Origin of the sequence: Schauerella aestuarii (genome assembly GCF_009866805.1) — a bacterium.
Taxonomy (GTDB): domain Bacteria; phylum Pseudomonadota; class Gammaproteobacteria; order Burkholderiales; family Burkholderiaceae_B; genus Schauerella; species Schauerella aestuarii.
Map to the genome: position 1 here is coordinate 260,529 of NZ_SIZW01000040.1, position 26,086 is coordinate 286,614.

The window sequence follows — 26,086 nt, forward strand, 5'->3', positions numbered from 1 at the left end:
CGCTCGTTATGACGTCTCCTTCCATTCCATTTTCGATTGCACCCGGCGACTGGCTGGGTTTGTTGGGCGGTGGCCAATTGGGCCGCATGTTCTGTCAGGCCGCGCAAAGCCTGGGCTACCGCGTGGTGGTGCTTGACCCGGCCGAAACGGATAACTGTCCGGCCGCCATGGTGGCCGATCGCCACATCAAGGCCGCCTACGACGATGCCGAGGGCTTGCGCGAGTTGGCGTCGATCGCCCGCGCGGTCACCACCGAATTCGAGAATGTGCCGGCCGACAGCCTGCGCATTCTGGCGGCACAGTGCCGCGTGAGCCCGGCCGCCAGCGCCGTGGCCGTGGTGCAGGATCGGATTACCGAGAAGGCGTTCATCGCCGCGCACGGTATTCCGGTGGCGCCGCATGCGGCGATCCGCCAATTGGCCGATATCGATGAGGCTGACGAAGGCCTGTTTCCCGGCATTCTGAAAGTGGCCCGTCTGGGCTACGACGGGAAGGGCCAGGCGCGCATCGCCACGCGTGCAGAGGCCCGCGAAGCCTTCGCCTCGTTTGGTGACGTGCCCTGCGTGCTCGAAGCCCTGATGCCGCTCGACTACGAAATCTCGGTGGTGCTGGCGCGCGGTTTCGATGGCGATATCGTCGTCTACCCGGTGGCGCGCAATGTGCATCGCGATGGCATTCTTGCCGTGACCACGGTGGCCGGCGCTGCCACGGCCGCCCAGCATGTCACGGATCAAGCCGGCCATGCCGCGCGCGCCATCGCCCGCGGTCTCGACTATTCGGGCGTGCTGTGCGTCGAGTTTTTCGTGCTGCGCGACGGCCGCCTGGTGGTCAACGAGATTGCGCCGCGCCCGCACAACAGCGGTCACTACACGCTCGACGCGTGCGTGACCAGCCAGTTCGAACAGCAAGTGCGCGTACTGGCCGGCTTGCCGCTGGGCAGCACGCATCTGCTGTCGCCCGCGGTCATGTTGAATCTTCTGGGCGATATCTGGTTCGAATCCGGCCAATCGACGGCGCAGCAGCCGCGTTGGTCGCGTGCGCTCGAGGTGAAGTCCGCCAAGCTGCATCTGTACGGCAAGCGCGAAGCGCGCGCCGGCCGCAAGATGGGGCACCTCACCTGCGTCGGCGCGACGATCGAAGCCGCCCAGCGCGATGCCGCCACGGTGGCCGATGCGCTCGGCATGCCCGCACCCACGGACGAATAAGGTGTCTGCCGATCAGCAGCCGACGATAGATGCGGCAGCGATCGCGGCGGCCGCGGCGCTGCTCGATGCCGGTGAGCTGGTCGCCTTTGCCACCGAAACGGTCTACGGCCTGGGTGCCGATGCGCGCAACCCTGATGCCGTGCGTCGCATTTATGCCGCCAAGGGCCGACCGGCCGATCATCCTGTGATCGTCCATCTGGCGCCTGGTGCCGATGTGACGCAATGGGCCGCACACGTGCCGCCGGTCGCACAGGCTTTGATCGACGCGTTCTGGCCCGGCCCGCTGACCCTGATCCTGCCGCGCGCCGCGCATATCGATGCCACCGTCTCGGCAGGGCAGGACAGCATCGGCCTGCGCTGCCCTTCCCATCCCCTGGCGCAGGCGCTCTTGACGGCGTTTGCGCAGCGGCATCCCGGCGAACCGTGCGGTGTGGCCGCGCCTTCGGCCAATCGATTTGGCCAGGTCTCGCCCTCACAAGCGTCGCACGTGATCGCCGAATTTCCCGCCGAAGTCGCCGCCGGCATGCCCGTGCTGGATGGCGGTCCGTCGGACAAGGGGATCGAATCCACCATCGTGGATGTATCGCGGGTGCATCTGGGCGTGCCGCCCACGTTGTTGCGCCCGGGATCGATCACGGCCGAGCAGCTGGCTGCCGTGATCGGCGCCGAACCCGCGCGCCCCGATGCCGCGGCGCCGCGTGCATCGGGTACCCTGAAAGCGCATTACGCGCCGCACACACCGCTGGAACTCGCCGACGCAGCGCGTCTGGCGGCCGTATGCGCCGGGGAGGGTCTGCCGGCCCAAGGGCAAACGGTGGTGCTTGCTTACGGCGTCCGACCGGCGCACCTTCCGGATGCGGTCGTCTGGCATGGCTTGCCGGATGACCCCAATCGGTACGCGCATGCGCTCTACGCGACGCTGCGCGATTGGGACACGCGCGGGATGGCCCGTCTGGTAGTGCAAGCGCCGCCGGCCACTTCGGCCTGGGCGGCGGTCAATGACCGCATTCATCGTGCTGCCGCGGCGTTCGCGCTGGATACCGACGGCTTGGGCCACTGATACGCCCTGACAGGACCTGACAGGACCTGACAGGCGCTGACAGACCCTGACAGGCACGGACAGGCACGGACAGGCACGCACAGGCGACTGATTCGTCTCATCCTCCGACACGTCTCATCTTCCGACCCGTCTCATCCACTGAGAAAGCCTCATCCACTGAGAAAGCCTCATCCACTAACACCGCTAGGAGCGTCGGATTGCCGGTCGCGACTGTCGTTCGGCCACGCGTTGCTCTATGCTGTCGGATTGTGTTCAAAGGATCTTCGATGAAGTTCGCCGATCTACGGCAGGGCATGGTGATCAAGGGTGGCCCGGTCGACGTGACCGAAGCTGAAATACTCGAATTCGCCCAGAAATACGATCCGCAGTGGTTTCATACCGATAAATCGCGTGCCGAACGTGGCCGTTGGGGCGGGTTGATCGCCAGCGGCTGGCACACCTGTGCGCTGACGATGCGCATGGCCGTGGATGCCGCGCTGAGCGACTCCGATTCGTTCGGCTCGCCGGGGCTGGGAGAAGTACGCTGGCGTGTGCCGGTGCGCCCAGGCGACACGCTCCGTCTGGAAGCCAAGGTAACCGGTGTGCGTAAATCCTCAGGGCGCGACGATCTCGGCATCGTCACCTGGGTGTGGGCGGTCTACAACCAGCATAAGGAAGTCGTGCTGGAAATCGACGCCACCAATCTGTTCGAACTCGACGATCAGGGCTGAATCTCGTTCCGCCAATGAAAACGGCCTGCCGACTGATGCCGGCAGGCCGCTCGACGATGCGGCATGGCTGTTACGCCATGCGCTCGCGGATTGAAATCAATAAAACGCTTGAATGCCCGTTTGCGCGCGGCCCAGGATGAGCGCGTGCACGTCGTGGGTGCCTTCGTACGTGTTGACCACTTCCAGGTTGACCAAGTGACGCGCCACCCCGAATTCATCGGAGATACCGTTGCCGCCCAGCATATCGCGCGCCATGCGAGCAATATCGAGCGACTTGCCGCACGAGTTGCGCTTCATGATCGACGTGATCTCAACGGCAGCGTCGTTGGCGTCCTTCATGCGGCCCAAACGCAGGCAGCCTTGCAGAGCCAGCGTGATTTCGGTTTGCATGTCGGCCAGTTTCTTCTGGATGAGCTGATTGGCGGCCAGCGGGCGGCCAAACTGCTTGCGGTCCAGCGTGTATTGGCGGGCCATGTGCCAGCAGAATTCGGCGGCACCCAGGGCGCCCCAGGCGATGCCGTAGCGTGCGGAGTTCAGGCAGGTGAACGGACCCTTCAGGCCCGACACGCCCGGCAGCATTTGCGTATCCGGCACTTCGACGTTGTCCATCACGATCTCGCCTGTGACCGACGCACGCAACCCCACCTTGCCGTGAATCGCCGGTGCCGACAGACCCTTCATACCTTTTTCAAGGATGAAACCGCGGATCTTGCCGTCGAACTCGCCGCCCACGCACTTCGCCCACACGACGAACACGTCGGCGATCGGCGAGTTGGTGATCCACATCTTGTTGCCGGTGATCGAATAGCCGTCGGCATTCTTGACCGCGCGCGTATCCAGATTGCCCGGATCGGAACCATGGTTGGGTTCGGTCAAGCCGAAGCAACCGATCCATTCGCCAGCCGACAACTTGGGCAGATACTTCTGCTTTTGCTCTTCCGAGCCGAATTCGTTGATGGGCACCATCACGAGCGACGACTGCACGCTCATCATCGAGCGATAGCCCGAGTCGACGCGCTCGACTTCGCGTGCGATCAAGCCGTAGCACACATAGTTCAGGCCGGCACCGCCGTATTCGACAGGAATCGTGGCGCCCAGGAGGCCCAGTTCACCCATCTCGGCGAAGATCGCGGGGTCGGTTTGCTCGCTGCGAAACGCCTGCAGCACGCGCGGCGCCAGCTTGTCTTGCGAATAAGCATGGGCGGCGTCGCGCACCATACGCTCATCGTCGGTCAATTGCTGATCGAGTAGCAGGGGGTCCTGCCAGTGGAAAGAAGGCATAGAGGACATGCGGGTCTCGCTCCGATGTGTGAGTTGAACTAGTTTAAACCTAAAGTATCAAACTTGCCTGGATAGGTAAATCAACAGTGAATCGTTCGATTCTGCGTGCTGCCGTCTCGCTGCCGTCCAGCGGCGGCGCCTGCCTGGCCGGACCTGCCGTCTAACGGAACACGACGGTCTTGCTGCCGTTTTGCAGAATGCGGTGTTCGACGTGGCTGCGCACGGCGCGTGAAAGCACCAGCGATTCGACGTCGCTACCGACTTGGGTCAGGTCCTGAGCGGTCATGGTGTGATCGACGCGCTCGATGTCCTGCTCGATGATCGGACCTTCGTCGAGGTCCTCAGTCACATAATGGGCCGTGGCGCCAATGATTTTCACGCCCCGCAGATGGGCCTGATGATAGGGGCGGGCGCCTTTGAAACTGGGCAGGAAGCTGTGATGGATGTTGATGGCGCGTCCCGATAGCGCCCGGCACAGGGTGGGCGACAGGATCTGCATATATCGCGCCAGCACCACCAGGTCGATATTAAGCGATGCCGTGAGATCGATGATCGCCTGCTCTTGCGACTGCCGATTCTCGGCCGACACGGGCAGATGATGGAACGGAATGCCGTAGGACGCCGCCAAGGCAGCGTAATCGGGATGATTGGACACGATCGCGGCGATCTCGGCCGGCAACTGCCCGCTTTGCACACGGAAGAGCAAATCGTTCAAGCAATGCCCTTGCTTGCTCACCAGTACCAACAGCCGCGATTTGCGGCGGGCATCGTGCAATTGCCAAACCATCTGATGCGCATCGGCGATCGGCGCGAATCGCGCCATCACCACGTCCTGGGTGTGCTGCGGCGGCAGATCGAAGTGCACGCGCAGAAAAAAGCGTCCGGTTTCCTCATCGCCGAATTGCTGCGAATCGAGAATATTGCAGCCCAGTTCGAACAGGAAGCCGCTCACGCGATACACGATGCCGGTGCGATCGGGACAGGCGATGGTCAGGATGAAATCGTTGTGTTGCATTCAAAAACTCAAGCGTTGAGCGCAGCCGACGTGGCGGCGGCGATGGCCAGGCTGGCCGTCAATCCAGGCGATTCGATACCGAACTGATTGACCAGACCGGGGATGCCATGGGTGGCCGGGCCGGCGATGACGAAATCGGCGGCGGGGTCGCTGGGACCGGAAATCTTGGGTCTGATGCCGGTATACCCCGGCATCAGGGCACCGTCGGGCAATCCGGGCCAGTAGCTGCGTACGGCATCGTAGAACACCTCGGCGCGCGTGGCATCGAGTGCGTAATCCTCGTGCTCGATCCACTGCGTATCGGGGCCGAACTTGGCCTGGCCGCCCATATCCAGCGTGAGGTGCACGCCGAGGCCTGCATGCTGGGGCACAGGATAGATCAGGCGCGAAAAGGGCGCACGGCCGGCAAGGGTGAAATAGCTGCCCTTGCACAGAAACTCCGGCGGAATCGTGCTGGCGGGAATGCCGGCGATGCTGCGCGCGAGCGAGGGCGCGTGCAGGCCGCTGGCGTTGATCAGCGTACGGCACGTGATCTGCATCGCGCCTTCGCCGCCGAAGGTGAGCTCGAAACCGCCGCCCGGAAGCACGCGGCCGGAGATCAGGGGCGTGAAGAACACCGTCTGTGCGCCCGCGTTCTCGGCGTCGCCCTGCAGACTTAGCATGAGCGCATGGCTATCGACGATGCCGGTCGAGGGCGACAGCAGGGCGGCGGTGCAGTGCAGAGCGGGCTCGAGCGCCCGCGCGGCGGCCGCGTCCAGCTTTTGCATGTCGTCCACGCCATTGGCGCGGGCGCGCACCGCAATCGCGTCGAGCTGATCCGCCTGCTCGGCGGTGGTGGCCACGATCAGCTTGCCCAGGCGTTTGTGGCCGATGCCGCGTTCGGCGCAATAGTCGTAGAGCATCTGCTTGCCGCGCACGCACAGCGCGGCCTTCAGGCTGCCGGCGGGGTAATAGATTCCCGCGTGAATCACTTCCGAATTGCGCGAGCTGGTGCCGGTGCCAATATCCTCGGCTGCGTCCACGATCAGCACCTCGCGACCGGCCAGCGCCAGCGCGCGCGCCGTCGCCAGTCCCACCACACCCGCGCCGATCACGATACAGTCGATATCCGGTGTCATGAGCGCATCATCGATCAGGCAGGATTGGCCGGCGTGAGATCGAAGCTCCCGGCGTGAAACACAAGCGGCGGGATGTCGCGGTGACCGCAGTGGAGCACTTCGCCCACCATGATGATGTGATCGCCTTCCACATACTGGCTGCGGTTGCGGCATTCGAACCAGGCCGCACAGTTGTCGTCCAGCGTAAGTGTGCCGTCGGGCGCGCGACCGGTGCCCAATCCGTCGAACCGCTCGGCCGACGTGCCGCGCGCAAACCGCATGGCGATGTCGGCCTGTGAGGCCGAGAGCACGTTGACCACATAGCGGTCGCACGCGTCGAATACGGCCAGCGAGGCGGAGTTGCGCGACAGGCTCCACAGCACCAGCGGCGGATCCAGCGACACCGAATTGAATGAACTCACGGTGAGCCCCACCGGCACGCCATCCGGCGTTTCGGCCGTGACCACCGTCACACCGGTGGCAAACCGGCCCAGCGCCGTACGAAAATAACGGGTATCGAAAGACAAGGCGCTCATGACCGGCAGTGCTCCACCCCGGCGATTTGGCAAGACAGGCGGAATGACATCACGGCGCCAGTCGCTCGATGACCCACTGGCCATCCGTCAGGCGGTAGCGCAAACGATCGTGCAACCGCGACGGGCGGCCCTGCCAGAACTCCAGCGCATGCGGCACCAGCCGGTAGCCGCCCCAATGCGGTGGGCGCGGCGGATCGTCGCCGAAGCGCTCGCGATACAGGTGCTCGTTGGCTTCAAGCGCCTCGCGGGTGGTGGGCTGGCTCTGGGGCGACGCCCAGGCGCCAAGCCGGGAGCCCACCGGACGGCTCTCGTAATAAGCATCCGATTCGGCTTCGCTCACCTTTTCGACGGTGCCTTCGATGCGCACCTGGCGCTCGAGCGGCTGCCAGAAGAAGAGCAGGCTTGCGCGCGGTTCTGCGGCCAGATCGTGGCCCTTGCGCGAATCGTAGTTGGTGAAGAACACGAAGCCGCGCTCGTTGAAGTTCTTGATCAATACGGTGCGTGCCGACGGCTGGCCGGTAGGGTCGACCGTGGCCAACGTCATGGCGTTGGGCTCGGGTACCTTGGCGGTGAGCGCTTCATCGAACCACAGCGTGAATTGATCGAAAGGTGATGCGGCGGCGTGGGATTCGAGCAGCACACCGCGGTCGTAGGTCTGGCGCAGGTCGGCAACGGACATAAAACGGCGAATCGGTATCGGCAGGAGAGCCTGCAAGTGTACTGCCCTTCGGACGCGCCCGCGTCAGTCTTCGCCGGGAGCGTGATCCTGGCGGGCGAGATCGGCGGCCACCGAGGCCAACTGCCGATCGCAAATGCCCGCATCCATCAGCGCGCGGTGGGTTTCGAGCACATATTCGGTGCAGGCGCCGTAGCGGCCGGTGGCGCGCTTGACGACGGCCAGCAGCTCTTCACGCGGCAAAGCGCTGATGTAGGCGGGATTGTCGCGATTCATGATGAAAACCAGCGCATTCACGTCGCCCTGGTCGGTGGTGCAACGCAGCCAGCGCGGCAGATACGCGCCCGTGGACATCTCGCGTTCCCACAATTTGGGAAAGAAATCGCTCACGCCCGCCCCGGCCATGCGATAGACCATGCCGCGGCACGAGCCGCCCCGATCCAGGCCGAACACCAGGCCCGGCGTTTCCGGGGTGCCGCGATTGACCCGCGACCACAGGCAGAGCGCGCGGTGATGCCCGTGCAGGGTGGCCAGCCGTCGTTCGACGTAGTCGAATTCCGGCCGCCAGATGAGCGAGCCATAGCCGAACACCCACACGTCGTCGCCGTCTTGCCAATGGCGCAGCGCTTCGCGCATCGAGGCCAGTCGCTGATCGGGCGTCCAGAGCTTGAAGTCTGCCTGTGACGGCGGCACGGTTGAAGCGGTGAGGTCGGTGGAAGCTGCTTTCACGCGGTATCGGTAGGGGACTCGGCAGGTGGGTTGCGGCAAAGCACGCCACCGGCCACAAGTGTGGATGCGTAAGCCCAGAAGAGCGGGGCGACGCCGATCACGGTGCCGAGCGCGCCGAATGCCAGCGGCAACGACACTTGCGACGTATTGATCAGCGCCATCCGCAATCCAACGGCCTCGGCAGCGCGGCCGGGCGGCGAATGCTGGTGCAACAGGGCCAGCATGCTGGGTTGGCAACTGCCGAGCGCCAACCCGAGCACAAAGGATAGCCCGATCAGGACGCGCAAGTCTCGGAACCACGGGTAAACGACGAAAACGACGACGGCCGTGCCGATGGCGACCCGCACCAGTGTCCACGAGCGGACGTGCCGCAGGATGAACGGCAGCACCAGTCGAATGGCGAACGTCGCCGACGAGAACGCGGCGAGGATGATGCCGATCGTGGTGGCAGACAGGCCGATCGTGACACCGTAGAGGGGCACCACAAACAAATGGGTATCCCAGGCGCCGGAGAGCATGGTGTTTACGCCCAGCACGCGCCGCAGCGGCGGTATGGCCGCAAGTTCCATCACCCGGCGGCGTTTCTCCGGCTTGGCACCGGTCGGGGCATCGGCCGCGCGCAAGATGTGCCGGACGTAATGAATGACGAGCAGCGCGATCAGCGGCGGGATCGTCAGCAGGCCGAAGGCATAGCGGTCGCCGAGATGGTCGATCGCCAGTCCGGCAAACAGCGGCCCGGCAAAACCTGAGCCGGCGAGCGTGAGCGATAGCCACGAAAAATTGCGCAGCCGTTTGGCCGGGTCGGCCTGGCCCAGCAGGTTTTGGGTCGCGACCTGCACCAGCATGAAGCCGATGCCGATGCTACAGGCCGCTACGAGCAGGGTGATCTGCGAGGGAAAAATGAACGGCAGCGACGCGCCGATCGTGGTGAGCGCCCCGCCGATCGCCAACGGGCGAAACGTGCCGATCTGATCGATCCATCGGCCGGTACGTATCGAGAGCAACATCGGCAGGATGGCGAAAACGGCAACCAGCCACCCGACTTCGATCGTCGACAAGCCCATCTTCAACGCGGTCAGCGACACCGTGATACGGCCCCCGGTGAGAACCACATGGTTCATCATGGTGAGCACGCACAGCATCAACGCACCAGAGAAACCTGGCGCGGGCGACAGCGAGGGGTAAATTTTTATTTTGGGCACGGCGATTAGATTTACATTCTGGGCGCATTCCTGCCGGCTGTCGACCTTGCAGCGCAACAAGAAATGTCGTCGGTACCCCGCCCGCGCGAGTGAGGTGCAGCGCAGCGTTTTTTTCCAGGCGTAGCCCATACGGAGGACGCTGTGTGCCCGCCCGCGATCCCGCGCCGCCGCCCAAGGCGGGTGTAATGTGCGTTGAAGGGAAGGCGCGCCTGCAAGGTGGGAGGGTGCCGCGGCACGCCATGGCGGCGGACGCGCACCTTGCGGCATTTGGCGGCGGACGCGCACCGGTCGGCATTTGCGGCGGACGCGCACTTGGCGGCATTTGCGGCGGACGCGCACTTGGCGGCAACCGGCCCGCGCGCAACGCCGATCGCAATGCGACAATGACGGGATGGATCAAGATCGTTTCGAACTGACGCTGACGCCCGCCGCCGGCGGTGCCACGGATGAGGCCGCCGACAGCGCGCGCCGCTTTGGCGGCCTGGATCGGCTGTATGGAGCCGGCGCGGCAACGCGCCTGCGCGCTGCCCACGTTGCCGTCGTCGGGCTTGGCGGCGTCGGGTCGTGGACGGTGGAGGCTCTGGCGCGCAGCGGCATCGGCGCCCTGACATTGATCGATCTCGACCACATCTCCGAATCCAACGTCAATCGTCAGATTCACGCGTTGACCGACACGCTCGGACAATCCAAGGCGTTGGCAATGGCCGAACGCGTGACGGCGATCAACCCAGACTGCGCGATCACGGTGGTGGATGATTTCGTGACGCCAGACAACGTGGCCGAGGTGCTGGCCGATCGCTACACCGCGATCGTGGACTGCGCCGACCAGGCGGCTGCCAAGATCGCCATGATTCTGCATGCGCGCGGCGTGAAGACGCCGCTTATCCTGTGCGGCGGCGCGGGCGGCAAGACCGATCCGCTCGCGTTGCGCGCCGGGGACCTGTCGGAGGCCGTAAACGACGCCTTGCTGGCCAAATTGCGCAACACCTTGCGCCGTCATCACGGCTATCCGCGCAACGTGGATGCCCACAACAAAGCGCTCAAGCGCGTACCGAAGATGGGCGTTCGCGCCTTGTGGTTCGATCAGCAGGTGGTGCTGCCCGATGCCTGGCAGTCCGACGCCCCGACCCCGGCCGGCATGGCGCCGCAGGGGCTGTCGTGCGCCGGCTATGGATCGGTGGTGACGGTGACGGCGTCGATGGGGCTGGCTGCCGCCAACCTGGCGTTGCAGCTGGCGCTACGTCAGCCGTACGTCAAACCAGCCGCGCAGGGCGTTCGATAAGCGCAACCGCGTCGCCCGTTCGAGGAGCGCGGGCGTGATCGTGGCTTCCTTGACCCGGCCCTCGGCCATCAAGGCGCCGCGTTGCACGCCGGGCAAGCACCCGCTCGCCACCGCAGGCGTGAGCCACGCCCCGTCGATCTCGACGTACACATTGCTGCGCGTGCCTTCGCACAGTTCCTCGCGCTCGTTCAGATACAAGAGATCGAAGACGTCGGGATGCGCGGTGAGCCATTCCGTGTCGGCGGCGTACCACGGCCGGTGCGTAGTCTTGTGACGCAAGAGCGGCGCATTCGAATCGAGTGTCGTGCTCGCCCATTGCACTTGAGGGTCGGGGGCCAGGGCCGGCAAAGCGGCTGCCGTGAGGGTGGCGGTGCCGTCGGCCGACCACAGCAGGCGCAGACGATGCGCGCCCGCGTCGATGTCGCCCAATGCCTCAGCCTCCGTCTGCACGCGCGCAAGCAGGGCGGCGTTCGGGCGTGCGTAGCCCAGCGCCGTGGCCGAGGCCTGCAGCCGCGCCATGTGCCAGTCGAGCAATGGCACCACGCCTTGCTCGGCGCGCATGGTTTCGATGAGATTGGGGGCGTTCTGGGGCAGTGTCATACAGAATGTGCGTTAGCGAAGCGGGGTGCTTGAATCGGAAGAAGGTTGATCGACGGAAGACATCACCGGTGCGGCCGGCATCGGAGCCGACCGCCTCGAAGGGGATGGCGCCGACGTGGACTGCACTGAAGCAGACTGCACGGGCGCAGACTGCATTGGCGCAGACCGCGCTGAAGGGGACGGCGCTGAACTGAACGGCACCGGCACGCCGAGCAAACGGGCTTTCCAGAAGCACTCCTGCCACTCCTCGGCCGGATCCGAATCGTGCACGATCCCGCCACCCACACCATAGACGCCGGTATCGTCAGCGTTCAACACCAGGGTCCGGATCGCCACGTTCAGCGAAAAGTCGCCGTTGGGGGCGAGCCAGCCCACGCTGCCGCAATACAGGCCGCGTGACGCGATTTCCGTATCGCGAATGTGCCGCATCGCGGCCACCTTGGGCGCGCCGGTGATCGAGCCGCAGGGAAAGAGCGCCCGCAGCACCTCGGAGAACGTTGCGTCAGGGGCGTGCGCACGGATGGTCGAGGTCATCGTCCATACCGAGCGATAGGCTTCAAGCGCGCAAAGTGCATCCACCGACACCGATCCCGGTGTGGCGATACGGCCCAGATCGTTTCTCAGCAGATCGACGATCATCACGTTTTCGGCGCGGTTTTTTTCGCTCGCCTGGAGCGCACGTGCCTGCTCGGCATCGGCGGCCGGATCGATCGCGCGGGGCGCCGTGCCCTTCATGGGCCGTGTGGTCAACGTGGCGCCTTCGCGCGCCACGAAGAGTTCGGGCGAGAACGACAGCACTCGGCGCGCGCCATCGTCGATATAGGCTGCGTGCGCGCTGGGATGGCGCGATGCCAGATGCGCGTAGAGCGCCTGAGCGTCGCCTTCTATTCGCACATCCAACGGCTGCGTGAAATTGACCTGGTAAAAGTCGCCGGCGTGAATGCCGGCGCGGATGGCGTCGATCGCGCGGATGTAATCGTCTTGCCCCAGACGCGGGGCGACCGACACCACGCGCGCCGTGCTCTCCGCAGGTGCCGACCATGGCACAGTGTGCTCGGCGTGCGCGTAGATCAACGCGGTCAGGCGCGCACCATCCTTCGCGTGCATCGGCGCGGCCGCCGTTTCCGGCAGCAACCATTCGCCCAGCTCGTAGTCGAGCAGCAATGCGACCCAGTGACCGGCGCGGCGGCTGGCTTCGATCGCGGCCAACGCGGGCGCCACCTCCTCACGCGTACGCGCTTCGATACGGCCAAGCGGCCCGCCCAATGCCAGTGCGGTGCCGCTTATCCGATCTTCAAACCTGCACGTCATGATTCAAACCTGCACGTCATGATGCCGCGAGCATGAACTCGGTGAGCACACGGCCGGTATGGGATTTATCCTTCAACGCCATCACGGCCTCCGGGGTGCCCTGCGCCACCAGTTTGCCGCCGCCGGTGCCCCCTTCAGGACCCAGATCGAGCAGCCAGTCAGCCTCGGCGATCACGTCCAGATTGTGTTCGATCACCACCACCGTGTTGCCGGCTTCCACCAGGCGATGCAGCACCCGAATCAGCTTCTCCACGTCGGCCATCGACAGGCCCACCGTGGGCTCATCGAGGATGTACAGCGTATGCGGCAGGCGGGAGGCACGGCCGGTCTTGATCACGCCCTCGGTCATACGCGCCTTAGTGAGCTCGGTCACGAGCTTGATGCGTTGCGCCTCGCCGCCCGACAAGGTGGGCGAGGGCTGACCCAGCGTGAGATAGCCCAGTCCCACATCCTGCATGAGCTGCAGCGGCCGATGAATCTTGGGATGCGCTTCGAAATAGCCGATCGCGTCGTCCACTTCCATGGACAGCACGTCGCCGGCACTCTTGCCGCGCATATGCACCGACAGCGTTTCGGGATTGAAGCGCGCGCCGTAGCAGGCGTCGCACGGCACTTTCACATCCGGCAGGAAATTCATCTCGATCGTGCGCATGCCCTGGCCTTCGCACACCGGGCAACGGCCCTCGCCGGTATTGAACGAGAAGCGCGCCGGGGACCAGCCGCGCATGCGTGACTCGTTGGTGTCGGCAAAGAGTTTGCGCACATCGTCCCAGAAACCAATGTAGGTCGACGGGCACGAACGGGGTGTTTTGCCGATCGGGGTTTGATCCACTTCGAGGACGCGATCGATGGCCTCCCAACCGGTCATCTCCACGCAACCGCCCCATTTGGGCGCTTTGCCTTGCGAGACGGCCTGCACCAGGTTCTCCAGCAATACTTCGCGTGCCAGTGTCGATTTGCCCGACCCCGATACGCCGGTCACCACCGTCAACCGATTGATCGGAAAACGGGCGTCGACCCGACGCAGGTTATGCAGATGCGCGCCCTGGATCTCGATCGCCGGGGTGTCCTTCTCGACCGGACGGCGCGGTTGCAGCGGATGCTGCAACGGATGCTTGAGATAACGGCCAGTGACCGATTCGGGCGCGTTCATCAAATCTTCGGCCGTGCCCTCGGCGACCACGCGGCCGCCGCGCACGCCGGCGCCCGGTCCGATGTCGATGATGTGCGAGGCGCGACGGATGGTGTCGTCGTCGTGCTCGACCACCACCAGCGTGTTGCCGTTTTTCTCAAGTCGCGCCAGCGCATCCAGCAGGATGCGGTTATCGCGCGGGTGCAAGCCGATCGTGGGCTCGTCCAGCACGTAGCACACGCCTTGCAGGTTGGAGCCCAACTGCGCGGCCAGACGGATCCGTTGCGCCTCGCCGCCGGACAATGTGGGCGCGGCCCGGTCGAGCGCCAGATAGTCGAGCCCCACCTCCTGCATGAAGGTCAGCCGGCCGCGAATTTCGGCCAGGATATCGCGCGCGATTTCGTTCTCACGGCCGCGCGTGACCAGTCCCATGAAAAAGGTAAACGCTTCGGACACCGGCATGGCCGCCAACGTGGCGATCGAGCGGTCGCGCCATCGCACCGCGCGCGCAACCGGGTTCAGGCGCTCGCCGTGGCAGGCTTTGCACGCGTGTGCATCGCCTTCATACCACGCGTTCCAGGCCGTTTCCTCACCGGTTTGCTCGGCATCGAAGCCTTGCAACTGCAAGCCCGTACCGAAACACTCGGTGCACCAGCCGTGCTTGGAGTTGTACGAGAACATGCGCGGGTCGGGCTCGGGAAAGCTCATGCCGCAGCAGGGGCACGCGCGCTTGACCGAATAGTGTTGCTGTTCGAGCGGCGCGTCCAGACTGTCGCGCAACCCGCTCACCGGCCACACCACACTCATCACCCCCTGGCCGTGCTCAAGTGCCGAGGTGACCGCCTGGCGCAGTTCGGCCTCGTTATTGGCCTCGATCGTGAGATCGGCCACGGGCAGTTCGATGGTGTGTTCTTTGTAGCGGTCCAGACGCGGCCAGTTGGTCGTGGGGATGAACGTGCCATCCACGCGCAGATGCGTGTGACCCTTGCCCGACGCCCACTTGGCGAGCTCGGTGTAATAACCCTTGCGGGCGCTCACGAGCGGTGCCATCAGACCGATGTGCTGACCCGTGTGATCGCGGCGTAAACGCGCCACGATCTGATCGGCATTCTGCGGCTCGACGGCAACCTGGCAATCCGGGCAGTACTGCGTGCCCAGCTTCATGTAGAGCAGGCGCAGGAAGTGATGGATTTCGGTCATCGTGGCCACGGTGGACTTGCGTCCGCCGCGGCTCGTCCGCTGCTCGATCGCCACGGTGGGCGGAATGCCGAAGATCGCGTCCACATCCGGCTTGCCGGCAGGTTGCACGATGGCGCGGGCATACGCGTTGAGCGATTCGAGATAGCGGCGCTGGCCTTCGTTGAACAGGATGTCGAACGCCAAGGTGGACTTGCCCGATCCCGACACGCCGGTGATGACCGTGAACTTGTCGCGCGGGATATTGACCGTGACGTTCTTGAGATTGTGCTCGCGGGCATTGTGAATTTCGATGGCCTGCGTGCCGGCATTCTTGCGCCGGCGGCGCACCAACGACTGCAACGGTGTGCCGCTGCCGCCGCCGTTGAAAAGGCCGCCTGCCGCTCGCGCGCCATCGCCAGCCTCGCCAGCCTCGCCGGGGGCTTCCTCTTCGCCTACGATCGTGCTCGCGTACGTATCGTCGCGGCTGGCCAGCGCCTGCGCGGCATATGCCACTGCCGGTTCACCGACGCGCGCCGCCGGCGCATGGCGCTCGGGCGAGAGCACATTGAGCGTGTACTCACGCAGAGCGCGTCCCGTATGTGAAGCGGCAACCGCCATCACATCCTCGGGGGTGCCCGATGCCATCAACTGACCGCCGGCATCGCCGCCTTCCGGGCCCAGATCGATGAGCCAATCGGCGGCCCGGATCACGTCCAGGTTGTGTTCGATCACGAGCAAGGTATGTCCGGCGGCCAGCAGCTTGCGAAACGCGCGCATCAACCGCGCGACGTCGTCAAAGTGCAGGCCTGTCGTGGGTTCGTCGAAAAGAAACAAGCTGCCTTTCTTGGCCACTTTCGCGCTCGAGATGCCGCTCTTGGCGGCTTCGGCCAAGTGCCCGGCGAGCTTCAGTCGTTGCGCTTCGCCACCCGATAGCGTGGGCACGGGCTGACCCAGGCGCACATACTCCAGACCCACGTCGGCCAGGGGCGCAAGGACGGTCTGCACATCGCGCAATCCTTTGAAGAACTGCAACGCTTCGCTGACCGTCATCTCCAGTACATCGTCGATGGCCGCCGATTGGCCCAGATGCTCGACGCGAACCTGCAGCACTTCCGGACGGAAGCGTTTGCCGTCGCAGTCCGGGCAGCGCAGATACACGTCGGAGAGGAACTGCATCTCGACGTGCTCGAAGCCCGTGCCACCGCAGGTGGGGCAACGGCCATCGCCGCTATTGAAGCTGAACGTGCCGGCGGTATAGCCGCGTTCCTTGCTGACCGGCGCCTGTGCAAAGAGCTTGCGGATCGCGTCGAACGCACCCACGTAACTGGCGGGATTGGAGCGCGCCGTTTTACCGATCGGCGTTTGATCGACCATGACCACATCGGCGATGCGTTCGGCCCCCAGCAGTTGGCGGAACGGACCGGGCGCTTCGGACGGCTTGCCTTTTTGCTTGAGCAAGGCGGGGAACAGCACATCCTGAATGAGCGTCGATTTGCCCGACCCGGAGACGCCGGTCACGCACACCAGACGGCCCAGCGGAATCGAGATCGACACATCGCGCAGGTTGTTGGCCGTGGCGCCTTCGAGCAACAGGCGCGGCGTGTTCTCCGCCACCGGCATCGGCCGCGGCGCTTCCACGCGCTGGCGGTTGCCGAGGTAATCGCCCGTTAAGGTGCGCGCGTCGCGCAACGCCTCGGGCGTGCCGTCGAACACGATATGGCCGCCGCGTTCGCCCGGCCCCGGGCCGATATCGATAATGCGATCGGCCGCCACCATCACTTGCGGATCGTGTTCGACCACGACGAGCGTATTGCCGGCGTCGCGCAGGCGATGCATGACCTCGACCACGCGATGCATGTCGCGCGGATGCAGGCCGATCGACGGCTCGTCGAGCACGAAGAGGGTATTGACGAGGGAGGTGCCCAGCGCGGTGGTGAGGTTGATCCGTTGCACCTCGCCGCCCGACAGCGTACGGCTCTGCCGGTCCAGGGTGAGGTAACCGAGCCCCACATCGAACAAGAATTTCAGCCGCGCGCGGGCCTCGGTCAGCAGCAGATCGGTGGCGGCATCCAGCGCGCCTTCGAAGCGCAGATTTTCAAAGAACGCGCGCACGCGTTCGATCGGCAAGAGCATCAGGTCGTGAAACGACAGCCCGTCCAGATCGTTCAACTGCTCGCGCGACCAACTGGCATGCACCGGCATGAAGCGCGCGTAGCGGTCGTCGTCCGGGGGCAGCACGCTATCGGCCTGCGCCTTGGTGCCCAGGCGCCACAGCAGCGCGTCGCGCTTCAGGCGCGAGCCTTTGCAAGTGGGGCAGGGCGTGTAGCTGCGGTACTTGGAGAGCAGCACCCGCACGTGCATCTTGTAGGCTTTCGTCTCCAGCCATGCGAAAAACCGCTCCACGCCATACCACTGCGTTTTCCAGGCCTGACTGCCCCCCTTGAAATCGGGATCACCCTGCAGCACCCACTGACGATGCTCAGGTTTCATGGCATGCCAGGGCACGCCCAGGGGAACGCCGGCTCGCGGCGCGTATTTTTCCAGATCGTCCTGGCACTCCTTGTAGCTGGGCGTGGTCCAGGGCTTGATCGCCCCTTCCTTCAACGTCTTGGATTCGTCGGGAATCACCAAGCCGAAGTCGATGCCGATCACTCGCCCGAAGCCGCGGCAGCTTTCGCACGCGCCCAGGGGGGAATTGAACGAAAAGGTGCTGGGCAGCGGATCGCTGTATTCGATGTCGTCATCGGCGTCGTGCAGGCGATCGCTGAACTGCCACACGTGCGCATCAACGCCGTCGTCATCCAGGGCGCGCACGGCCACGTGGCCCGCGCCCATGCGCAGCGCGGTTTCCAGTGCCTCGGCCAGCCGGTCGGATTCGACCGTGCCAAAGCGAAACCGGTCCTGCACCACGTTCAGGATGCGCGTGGCGCCCGAGTCGGCGGTCGCCTTTTTGGACTTGGCTTTCGACTTCGCGACGCGGTCGCCGGCTTCGGGCACGCGGACGGCTTCTTCGCTGTGCACGCGGGTGTAACCCTGCTTCTCCAGGAAGCCGAGCACTTCTTCTTCGGTGAAATTGGCCGGGATGCGAATCGGGAAGGTGATCACCAATCGCGGATCGTTCAGCCCGGCCAGACGCTCGGCCAGCGTGCGGCGGATGGTATCGGGTGAGTCGCGCTGAACCCGGCGGCCCGAGCCGCGCGAAAACAGCACCGCGCCGCGTGCGAACAGCAGTTTCAAATGGTCATTGAGCTCCGTCATCGTGCCCACGGTGCTGCGCGAGCTGCGCACCGGATTGGTCTGATCGATGGCGATGGCCGGCAGGATGCCTTCGATCCGGTCGACCTGGGGCTTGTCCATGCGGTCCAGAAACTGGCGCGCGTAGGGCGAAAAGGTTTCGACGTAGCGGCGCTGGCCTTCCGCGTACAGCGTGTCGAAGGCCAGCGAGCTCTTGCCCGACCCCGACACCCCGGTCATTACGACCAGTTCGCCGGTCTGCAGCGTGACATCGAGGTTTTTGAGGTTGTTCTGGCGTGCGCCAACAATACGGATTTCTGAGCTCATGCTTAATCGTAGCCTTTCCGGGGATTTGTCCGATATGGGGGCGAGATTCGCCAGCAGTAGGGCGCGGCTGTGAAATAATCGATGACCACTTCGCCATGAGACCCATGCCGCCATGTCCACTGTCCAGACCACTTCCGATTCCGCCGCCGGCGCGAACCGTCTTGCCAAGTTCAATGCGGTTTGCGATGCACGTGTTGTGCCCGTGCTCCGTTACACCGATGCGTCCAGCGCCGCCTACGCGGCCGAGGTCGCGATCGCCGGCGGCTGCCGTGTGCTCGAACTCACCTGGACGATTCCCGACGTCGTCACCCTGCTGCGCGCCCTGCGCGACAAGCATGGCGATAGCGTGATCCTTGGCGTGGGCACGGTGCTCAATGAAGCCCAGGCGCGCGACGTTCTGGTGGCCGGCGCGGATTTCATCGTGTCGCCTGCCGTGATCCCCGGTCTGGCCGATCTGGCGCATGCGGCGGATGCGTTGTGCCTGTTGGGCGCATTCACGCCCACCGAGGTGCTGGCTGCGCAGGCCGAGGGTGCCGATATCGTCAAGATCTTCCCGGCCGATACCGGCGGGCCGAAGCATCTGGGGGCGTTGCGCTCGGTGTTTCCGTCCGTCACGTTCTGCCCCACGGGCGGGGTGACCGAGGAAAACATGGCTGCCTATTTCGCCGCCGGCGCCCGCATCGTGGGCATCGGCAGCAACCTGTACGGCAAAGAGGCATTCGCCGCCCGCGACACGGGCGCGCTCGTGGCCCAGATCCAGCGCACCCGCGAAGCCGCGATGCCCACCCAGGGAGCCACGCGTGGTTGATGTGGACGAGGACGGCAACGCCATTCCCGACGTCGACTCGATCGATGTCTCGCTCGATAACGCCGCTCTGGGCAACGTGGATATCGTCGCCGTCGGCGAGCCGCTGATCGAGTTCAATCAAACCGAGCCGGGCAAGCCGCACTATCTGCAGGGCTTCGGGGGCGACACCTCCAACGCCATGATCGCGGCCGCCCGGCAGGGTGCCCGCACGGCTTACGTCACCCGTGTCGGTGCCGATCCGTTCGGCGAGCAGTTGCGCGAGCTGTGGCGTATCGAAGGGGTGGATGCGTCCAACGTGCGCACCGATGTGCAGGCGTCCACGGGCGCCTATGTCGTGCAGCATGGCGAGCACGGCCACGCGTTCAACTATCTGCGCCGGGGCTCGGCCGCGTCGCGGATGCAGCCGTCCGATATCCCGGCGGGCGTGATCGCCACGGCCAAATGCCTGTACGCCTCGGGCATCAGCATGGGCATCAGCGATAGCGCGTGCGATACGGTGTTCGCCGCGATGGCCCAGGCGCACGAGGCCGGTGTGCCCGTGTGGTTCGATTCCAATCTGAGGCCGGCCCTGTGGCCGCTGGCGCGTGCTCGGGCTGTGTTGCTCGAAGCTATGCGCCAGGCGGATGTGTTTCTGCCCAGCACCAGCGATATGACCGCCTTGATCGGCCTGGACGACCCGCAAGCCATCCTGGCCTGGATCCGGGCGCAGGGTGTGAAGGGCGTCGTCGTGCTCAAGCTCGGCGCTGACGGCGTGTTGCTGGATACCGGGCGCGATGCCCCGCAAACGTTTGCGCCGCACCGCGTGAAAAGCGTGGACGCCACCGGCGCGGGCGATTGCTTTGCCGGCAGTCTGCTGGCCCGGGTGATCGCGGGTGACGATTGGCCCGCTGCTGTCGCTTACGCGAACATGGCGGCGGCGTTGTCGACCACTGGATTCGGTGCGGTAGCGCCCATTCCGCGGCCAGCCACTGTGCGGGCGGCGTTGGCGGCGGCCTGATCGACCGACCCGCACATCCGCGATGCGGGCAGCCCACGTTGTGGGCCTCCTGACAACGCTCGTCTGCCGCAGTTAGGTCAATGGCCCAATTTCGTTGTAGAATCGTGGGTTAACTCATTCATTAGCGTCAGCCGTTTGCAGGTGGCGCGTGTTACCTCACGGAGATCATCATGGCTGAACGCAAGCGCGTACGTCGCAATACCCTGGAACGCCGTTGCCTGGGCAAGGCCTTCAAGCGCCTCTTCATCAACTCGCCCAAGGGCGTGTTCAAGATGCTGGAAAAGATCAAGCGCGTTTAAGCTTTTTGCTTGAACCGGCGCGGGCGTTTCAACGCCACGCGCCCACGCTGGACAGGCTTCGGATGGCCGTTCGTTGTACCTCTGCCGTGGTACTTCCGCCGATGTACTTCCGCCGTTGTACTTCTGCCGTTGTGCCTTTGCTGTTGTACCTTTGCCGGCACACGCAACCCGCCATCCAAATCGCCGCGAAAAAAGCTGCACCCGCCAAGGGCTGCGGCTTTTTTTTGCGCTCGCGCCACGCGTCTCGCCCCACACGATCCGTTTTTAGCGTCTCGTCTCAGGCGTCCCGCACCACACGTCGCACGCGCCCCACGCGCCCCCCGCGCCCGGCATCGCTGGCATCCGCCCGATACCGCGTTTGCCGTTGACGGTGCCGCACATCATGCGCGCGCCGATGCGCTTTCTTGCGTGTGCGGTTGCGCGGCCGCTTGCGTGCGTTCCCGGGCGAGCTCGAGCTCGCCGGGTTGCAACGGCGCCAGCAGCGGCTCGATGAATGACAGAAAGGCCCGCGTTTTCGCCGGCAGCAGCGGCGACGGGCAGATTGCGTAGATCGACACGGGCGCGACCCGCCACTCGGGCAGCACCCGATGCAGGCTGTTCTGTGTGAGCGCCGGCAGCATGGCGCGGCACTGCGGCAGGCGGGTGATCCCCAAGCCCAAGCCCGCCAGCACGCTCCCCATACTGACGCTATTGGCCGCGATACGGCCCGTGACGGGCACATCGATTCGCTGATCGTCCGCGCCCGCCAACGTCCATGTCGAGTGCTCCTGGCCTGCCGTCGAGCGCAGGCATTGATGATGACTGAGGTCGTCGGGCGTACGCGGTGTGCCGTAACGATCCAGATAGGCCTGCGACGCATAGAGATGCTGATCGAGCGAGACCAATTCGCGGACGTCACCCTCGACCACCTCAGGCAGCTGGCCGAAGTGAATCATCACGTCGAAGCCGCCGTCGCGCGTGGCGGGGGAGCGCATGCTGAGATCGAAGGCGCAGTCCAGGTCGGGATATTGCGCGATGAAGGCACCCAATGCATTGGGCAGGATGAGCGCGCCCAGGCTTTGCGGCATGGCCACCTGCAGCAGCCCATGAGGCTGGCGCGACAGGGCCAGCAGAGGCTCGTGCGCGAGCCGCGCTTCTTCGATGAGAAACTGGCAACGTTCGAGGTACACGGCGCCCGCCTCGGTCAGATCGAGACGGCGGGTGTTGCGGTTGAGCAGCCGCATGCCGACCGCGTCTTCAAGGGCGAGGATGCGGCGCGACAACGTGGAGGTGGGAATGGACAGGTGCTGCGCGGCCAACGTAAAGCTGCGGCGCTTGGCGACTTCGACAAACAGGGCGATGTCGTTGAGCTGGACGGAGGGCGCGTTCATGGTTGAAAACCGGTTCGAGAAGCCCAGTGTACCGCCTGTGCCGACCAAGCTTTACACTGTGCCCCGCCGGGCGACCGTTTTTGCCCGGGTCAAGGATCATTCGCCTATGCAGGCTTCGCAGTACGCCTTTACCGTTCTCACCACGACCTACAACCGCGTCGACGTGCTCAAGCGCGCCTACGCGTCGCTCGCCGCGCAAACCTATCGCGACTTCGAGTGGCTTGTCGTGGACGACGGATCGACCGACGCCACGCGCGAGCAGGTGTTGGCGTGGGCAGCCGAGTCTGCCTTTCCCATTCGTTACGTCTGGCAGGAAAACGCGCACAAGAAGACCGCCTTCAATCACGGCGTGCGTGAGGCGCGCGGCGAACTGCTTGTGGTTCTGGACGACGACGATGAGCTCACCCGCGACACCCTGGCGCGGCTGAAGAAAATCTGGGACGCCATCGGCGATGAGCAGCGCGGCAACTTCATCGGCGTCACCGGCCTCTGTGCGCGGCCCGATGGCAAGGTGGTGGGCGATCTGTTTCCGGCCGATGTGTTCGATTGCCCGGCCGCGGAAATGGCACTCAAGCATCGCGTGCGCGGCGAAAAATTCGGCTGTCAGCGGGTCGACGTACTGCGTCAGTTTCCGTTTCCGGAAGATGTGCCCGGCTTCGTGCCCGAAAGTTTCGTGTGGTGGGCGATATCCCGGGCGGGGTATCTCAACCGGTTCGTGAACCAGGTGGTGCGCGTGTACCATCCCACGCCCGGATCATTGTCGGATCGGCGCCAGGCCGGCAATCGCCACGCCGTCGGTCTGTATTTGCTGAACTGGATCACGCTGCAGCATCATGCCGCATCGTTCTGGTACGACCCGATGACCTTCACGATGACTGCCGCACGGTTCACCCGGTTTGCCCGATCGGCGCAACGGGCGGGCCACGGCGACGTGATCGGGCGTTACCCGCTGACGCAGCCGTTCAGCCGGCTGATGGTGTGGCTCACGTGGCCATTGGGGTGGGCGCTGTACGAGCGCCATAAGCGGGAGCGGGGCAGCAAGGCTGCATAGGCAGGGTGGCGGGCAGCGCCCCCGCTGCCTTGGCGTTCAATGCCGGCGTTTGCCCCAGGGGTGCGTTTCGGAATCGGGCGACAACGGCGACGCACCGGTGCCGGTGATGTCGTCGTCCTCGTCGTCATCAGTGTCGTCGTCTTCATCGTCATCGACCAGATCGTCGTCGCTCAAGCCGAACGGCAGCACGTCGATCAGGTCGTCCGACCAGGCCGACTCTTCGCCGTCATGGTCGAGCTTCACGAAACGTTCGTCGGCAGTGACCGAGATCTCGATGGCCCACAGGTAGGCACAGTCGTACGTGACGTTGTCCGACATCGGCAGTCCGCCGCGGTTGCCGAGCAGCCGCGAGGCCGGGCCGCCCAATTGCACGTGCGCATGGGCCTCATCGGTTTCGGCTTGCTCGTCGATCGGCACGCCGAAGGTGACCCATTCGGTGCCGGCGTCGGATTGGCCGACTTCGGCCAGGACCGGTTTGCCCAGGTAAGCGCTGAGCGCATCGGCGGTTTTCGACAACATCGCCAGTTCATCCTGGCTGAATTGGGGCGACCGGGGCGGCGGCGTGGCGGTAGCGGACATACTATTTTTCCTACAACGGATATGAGCGCGGCGAAGGCGTATCGGAACTGGACCGTGAGCCGGCAAAACATGACGCCGGCAGGTCGCACCTCTACAATGCTGGATTCACCGCATTCACCATCATAAAACACTCATGGCTCAATACGTCTATACCATGCACCGCGTCGGCAAGATCGTGCCGCCGAAACGCCAGATTCTGCGCGATATCTCGCTGTCGTTTTTCCCGGGCGCCAAGATCGGCGTGCTCGGTTTGAACGGTTCCGGCAAGTCCACGCTGCTCAAGATCATGGCGGGTGTGGATACCGAGATCGAGGGCGATGCCGTCCCGATGCCCGGCATCAAGATCGGGTATCTGCCGCAGGAACCGCAGCTCGCACCCGACGATACCGTGCGTCAGGCGGTCGAGGCCGGACTGGGCGAAGTCGTGAGCGCACGCAAGCGCCTGGACGAGGTGTACGCCGAATACGCCGAGCCGGATGCCGATTTCGACAAGCTGGCGGCCGAGCAGGCCAATCTGGAAGCCATCATTTCGGCTGCCGCCTCCAGCGGCGCCGACGATATCGAACTGCAGATGGAAATCGCGGCCGATGCGCTGCGTCTGCCGCCCTGGGATGCCAAGGTCGGCAACCTGTCGGGCGGCGAAAAGCGGCGCGTGGCGTTGTGCCAACTGCTGCTGTCCAAGCCCGATATGCTGCTGCTGGACGAGCCCACCAACCACCTCGATGCCGAAAGCGTCGAATGGCTGGAGCAATTTCTGCACAAGTTTCCCGGCACCGTGGTGGGCGTGACCCACGATCGCTACTTCCTGGATAACGCCGCCGAATGGATTCTCGAACTGGATCGCGGCTACGGCATCCCCTGGAAGGGTAACTACAGCTCGTGGCTCGAGCAGAAAGAAGACCGCCTGAAGACGGAAGAGTCCACCGAATCCGCTCGTCAGAAGACGATCAAGAAAGAACTCGAGTGGGTGCGCCAGAATCCCAAGGGCCGCCAGGCCAAGGCCAAGGCGCGGATGGCACGTTTCGAGGAACTGTCGTCCTACGAGTACCAGAAGCGCAACGAAACATCCGAGATTTTCATTCCCGTGGGCGAGCGCCTGGGCAATGAAGTGATCGAGTTCAAGGGCGTGAGCAAGGCCTACGGCGATCGCTTATTGATCGACAATCTCAGCTTCAAGGTGCCGCCGGGTGCCATCGTGGGCATCATCGGTGCCAACGGCGCCGGTAAGTCGACGCTGTTCCGCATGATCGCCGGCCGCGAAACGCCGGATAGCGGCGAGGTCGCCATCGGCAAGACCGTGCAACTGGCCTTTGTCGACCAGTCGCGCGACTCGCTGGAAGACGGCAAAACCGTGTTCGACGCAGTGTCCGATGGCGCCGATGTGCTCACCGTGGGCAAATTTGAAATCGGCTCGCGCGCCTATCTGGGCCGCTTCAACTTCAAGGGCGGCGACCAGAACAAGCAAGTGGGTCAATTGTCGGGCGGTGAACGCGGGCGCCTGCACATGGCCAAGACGCTCATCGCCGGCGGCAACGTATTGCTGCTGGACGAGCCGTCCAACGATCTGGACGTCGAAACCTTGCGTGCGCTCGAGGATGCATTGCTCGAGTTTCCGGGTTGCGTGATGGTCATCAGCCACGATCGCTGGTTCCTCGATCGTATCGCCACGCACATCCTGGCGTTCGAAGGCAATTCGGAAGTGGTCTTCTTCGACGGCAACTATCAGGAATACGAAGCGGACAAGAAGCGTCGTCTGGGTGAAGAGGGTGCCGCGCCCAAGCGTTTGCGCTACAAGGCGTTGAAGTAAAGCAGCGTTCGAACCGGATCTTTCGTGTTGTAAATGCGGGTAGTCCGGTTACATCTGCTTAACGGCAAAGCCCCGATTGAAATAGGGATCGGGGTTTTCGCAGTATTCAACACCGCTTGACACAATTCCTGGGGAAACCTAACAGCAACCCGGTCCGGCATTTGCGATCCTGAACGCCGTTACAACAACATTCGTATTACCGGTGCAATCGAACCCGCGAGGGTGACGGGTCCGGTTTGCTAACAGGAGCATGCTATGAAAATTCAATCGCTTTCCAAGATCGTTGCTGTGTGCCTGTTGTCGGCGACTGCCGCTGGTTGCTCGTCGTGGGACAGCATGAGCGGTCGTCAGAAGAGCACCGTCACGGGCGCGGGCCTCGGTGGTGTGGCGGGCGCTGTGATCACCAACGGCGGCGTGCTGGGCACCGTCGGTGGCGCGGCCATCGGTGGCGTGATCGGCGATCAGGTCGGCAAGCGCCGCTAAGCGGGGCGGTGCACCATGCACCGTAGTCGGCACGCATCGGAAAAAAAGCCTGCATCTCGCGATGCAGGCTTTTTTCTTGTCGATCGATGATGTCGGGTTGCGGACAACCCAGGTAC

At 64.4% G+C, this 26,086-nt stretch carries 21 protein-coding genes and 1 pseudogene; 10 read left to right on the forward strand and 12 right to left on the reverse strand.

Annotated elements, in window-relative coordinates; all coding sequences use genetic code 11:
* The first annotated feature begins 8 nt into the window (after positions 1–8).
* The 3 genes from EYW45_RS08000 (at position 9) to EYW45_RS08010 (ending at position 2,975) form a co-directional block, all read left to right on the forward strand.
* Positions 9–1,205 carry a 5-(carboxyamino)imidazole ribonucleotide synthase gene (locus tag EYW45_RS08000; RefSeq protein ID WP_161134853.1) on the forward strand — a complete coding sequence of 399 codons (1,197 nt, stop codon included), beginning with the start codon at positions 9–11 and terminating at the stop codon, positions 1,203–1,205.
* Positions 1,206–1,230: 25 nt separating this feature from the next.
* Positions 1,231–2,265, forward strand: a complete 1,035-nt coding sequence (locus tag EYW45_RS08005) for an L-threonylcarbamoyladenylate synthase (RefSeq protein WP_328703620.1) — start codon at positions 1,231–1,233, stop codon at positions 2,263–2,265.
* Between the two features lie 266 nt (positions 2,266–2,531).
* Positions 2,532–2,975, forward strand: coding sequence for a MaoC family dehydratase (locus EYW45_RS08010; protein ID WP_161134855.1), 444 nt, complete (start codon positions 2,532–2,534; stop codon positions 2,973–2,975).
* Between the two features lie 96 nt (positions 2,976–3,071).
* Here EYW45_RS08010 and EYW45_RS08015 read toward each other — a convergent pair whose 3' ends face one another.
* The 7 genes from EYW45_RS08015 to EYW45_RS08045 all read right to left on the reverse strand — a co-directional run bounded on the left by EYW45_RS08015 (position 3,072) and on the right by EYW45_RS08045 (position 9,433).
* Positions 3,072–4,265 (reverse strand): acyl-CoA dehydrogenase, encoded by a 1,194-nt coding sequence (locus tag EYW45_RS08015; protein ID WP_161134856.1) that lies wholly within the window; start codon positions 4,263–4,265, stop codon positions 3,072–3,074.
* 151 nt (positions 4,266–4,416) lie between these two features.
* Positions 4,417–5,271 (reverse strand): formyltetrahydrofolate deformylase, encoded by an 855-nt coding sequence (gene purU, locus EYW45_RS08020; protein ID WP_161134857.1) that lies wholly within the window; start codon positions 5,269–5,271, stop codon positions 4,417–4,419.
* Between the two features lie 8 nt (positions 5,272–5,279).
* On the reverse strand, positions 5,280–6,389 hold the full coding sequence (locus EYW45_RS08025) for an NAD(P)/FAD-dependent oxidoreductase (protein WP_161134858.1): 1,110 nt from the start codon (positions 6,387–6,389) through the stop codon (positions 5,280–5,282).
* A gap of 14 nt (positions 6,390–6,403) precedes the next feature.
* A complete protein-coding gene (locus tag EYW45_RS08030) occupies positions 6,404–6,904 on the reverse strand; it encodes a flavin reductase family protein (protein ID WP_161134859.1) in 501 nt (166 codons plus the stop codon).
* A gap of 49 nt (positions 6,905–6,953) precedes the next feature.
* Complete coding sequence (gene pdxH / locus EYW45_RS08035) at positions 6,954–7,583, reverse strand: pyridoxamine 5'-phosphate oxidase (RefSeq protein WP_161134860.1); 630 nt, start codon at positions 7,581–7,583, stop codon at positions 6,954–6,956.
* Positions 7,584–7,646: 63 nt separating this feature from the next.
* The gene (locus tag EYW45_RS08040) at positions 7,647–8,216 is read right to left on the reverse strand and encodes a gamma-glutamylcyclotransferase (protein ID WP_161135387.1); all 570 of its coding nucleotides are present in this window, start codon (positions 8,214–8,216) and stop codon (positions 7,647–7,649) included.
* 89 nt (positions 8,217–8,305) lie between these two features.
* Positions 8,306–9,433, reverse strand: a complete 1,128-nt coding sequence (locus EYW45_RS08045; protein WP_161135388.1) for an MFS transporter — start codon at positions 9,431–9,433, stop codon at positions 8,306–8,308.
* 469 nt (positions 9,434–9,902) lie between these two features.
* On the opposite strand from EYW45_RS08045, the gene EYW45_RS08050 reads away from it, so the two are divergent.
* Complete coding sequence (locus EYW45_RS08050) at positions 9,903–10,793, forward strand: tRNA threonylcarbamoyladenosine dehydratase (RefSeq protein ID WP_161134861.1); 891 nt, start codon at positions 9,903–9,905, stop codon at positions 10,791–10,793.
* Here EYW45_RS08050 and EYW45_RS08055 read toward each other — a convergent pair.
* The 3 genes and pseudogenes from EYW45_RS08055 to uvrA all read right to left on the reverse strand — a co-directional run bounded on the left by EYW45_RS08055 (position 10,749) and on the right by uvrA (position 18,576).
* Positions 10,749–11,393, reverse strand: a complete 645-nt coding sequence (locus tag EYW45_RS08055) for an aminotransferase class IV (protein WP_161134862.1) — start codon at positions 11,391–11,393, stop codon at positions 10,749–10,751. The two genes, EYW45_RS08050 and EYW45_RS08055, sit on opposite strands and share 45 nt — an antisense overlap.
* A 207-nt stretch (positions 11,394–11,600) precedes the next feature.
* Positions 11,601–12,704, reverse strand: a pseudogene (locus EYW45_RS08060) (aminodeoxychorismate synthase component I); the annotation flags it as partial.
* Positions 12,705–12,720: 16 nt separating this feature from the next.
* Positions 12,721–18,576 carry an excinuclease ABC subunit UvrA gene (gene uvrA / locus EYW45_RS08065; RefSeq protein ID WP_161134864.1) on the reverse strand — a complete coding sequence of 1,952 codons (5,856 nt, stop codon included), beginning with the start codon at positions 18,574–18,576 and terminating at the stop codon, positions 12,721–12,723.
* Positions 18,577–18,688: 112 nt separating this feature from the next.
* On the opposite strand from uvrA, the gene EYW45_RS08070 reads away from it, so the two are divergent.
* The 3 genes from EYW45_RS08070 to EYW45_RS24720 all read left to right on the forward strand — a co-directional run bounded on the left by EYW45_RS08070 (position 18,689) and on the right by EYW45_RS24720 (position 20,680).
* Positions 18,689–19,384: a bifunctional 4-hydroxy-2-oxoglutarate aldolase/2-dehydro-3-deoxy-phosphogluconate aldolase gene (locus EYW45_RS08070; RefSeq protein WP_161134865.1), complete on the forward strand. Its 696-nt coding sequence runs from the start codon at positions 18,689–18,691 to the stop codon at positions 19,382–19,384.
* Positions 19,385–19,451: 67 nt separating this feature from the next.
* Positions 19,452–20,381 carry a sugar kinase gene (locus EYW45_RS08075; protein ID WP_161135389.1) on the forward strand — a complete coding sequence of 310 codons (930 nt, stop codon included), beginning with the start codon at positions 19,452–19,454 and terminating at the stop codon, positions 20,379–20,381.
* 170 nt (positions 20,382–20,551) lie between these two features.
* Positions 20,552–20,680 (forward strand): hypothetical protein, encoded by a 129-nt coding sequence (locus EYW45_RS24720; protein WP_268894265.1) that lies wholly within the window; start codon positions 20,552–20,554, stop codon positions 20,678–20,680.
* A gap of 380 nt (positions 20,681–21,060) precedes the next feature.
* Here the strand turns inward: EYW45_RS24720 and EYW45_RS08080 are convergent, their stop codons facing one another.
* Positions 21,061–22,050 carry a LysR family transcriptional regulator gene (locus tag EYW45_RS08080; RefSeq protein WP_161134866.1) on the reverse strand — a complete coding sequence of 330 codons (990 nt, stop codon included), beginning with the start codon at positions 22,048–22,050 and terminating at the stop codon, positions 21,061–21,063.
* Between the two features lie 106 nt (positions 22,051–22,156).
* On the opposite strand from EYW45_RS08080, the gene EYW45_RS08085 reads away from it, so the two are divergent.
* Positions 22,157–23,101, forward strand: a complete 945-nt coding sequence (locus tag EYW45_RS08085) for a glycosyltransferase family 2 protein (RefSeq protein WP_161134867.1) — start codon at positions 22,157–22,159, stop codon at positions 23,099–23,101.
* A gap of 36 nt (positions 23,102–23,137) precedes the next feature.
* Here the strand turns inward: EYW45_RS08085 and EYW45_RS08090 are convergent, their stop codons facing one another.
* The gene (locus EYW45_RS08090; protein WP_235938966.1) at positions 23,138–23,680 is read right to left on the reverse strand and encodes a hypothetical protein; all 543 of its coding nucleotides are present in this window, start codon (positions 23,678–23,680) and stop codon (positions 23,138–23,140) included.
* A 133-nt stretch (positions 23,681–23,813) separates the two neighbouring features.
* Between EYW45_RS08090 and ettA the strand changes: the two genes are divergently transcribed.
* Together ettA and EYW45_RS08100 are read left to right on the forward strand one after the other, a co-directional pair.
* The gene (ettA, locus tag EYW45_RS08095; protein WP_161134868.1) at positions 23,814–25,487 is read left to right on the forward strand and encodes an energy-dependent translational throttle protein EttA; all 1,674 of its coding nucleotides are present in this window, start codon (positions 23,814–23,816) and stop codon (positions 25,485–25,487) included.
* A 255-nt stretch (positions 25,488–25,742) separates the two neighbouring features.
* A complete protein-coding gene (locus EYW45_RS08100; RefSeq protein ID WP_161134869.1) occupies positions 25,743–25,970 on the forward strand; it encodes a glycine zipper 2TM domain-containing protein in 228 nt (75 codons plus the stop codon).
* Positions 25,971–26,086: the final 116 nt, after the last annotated feature.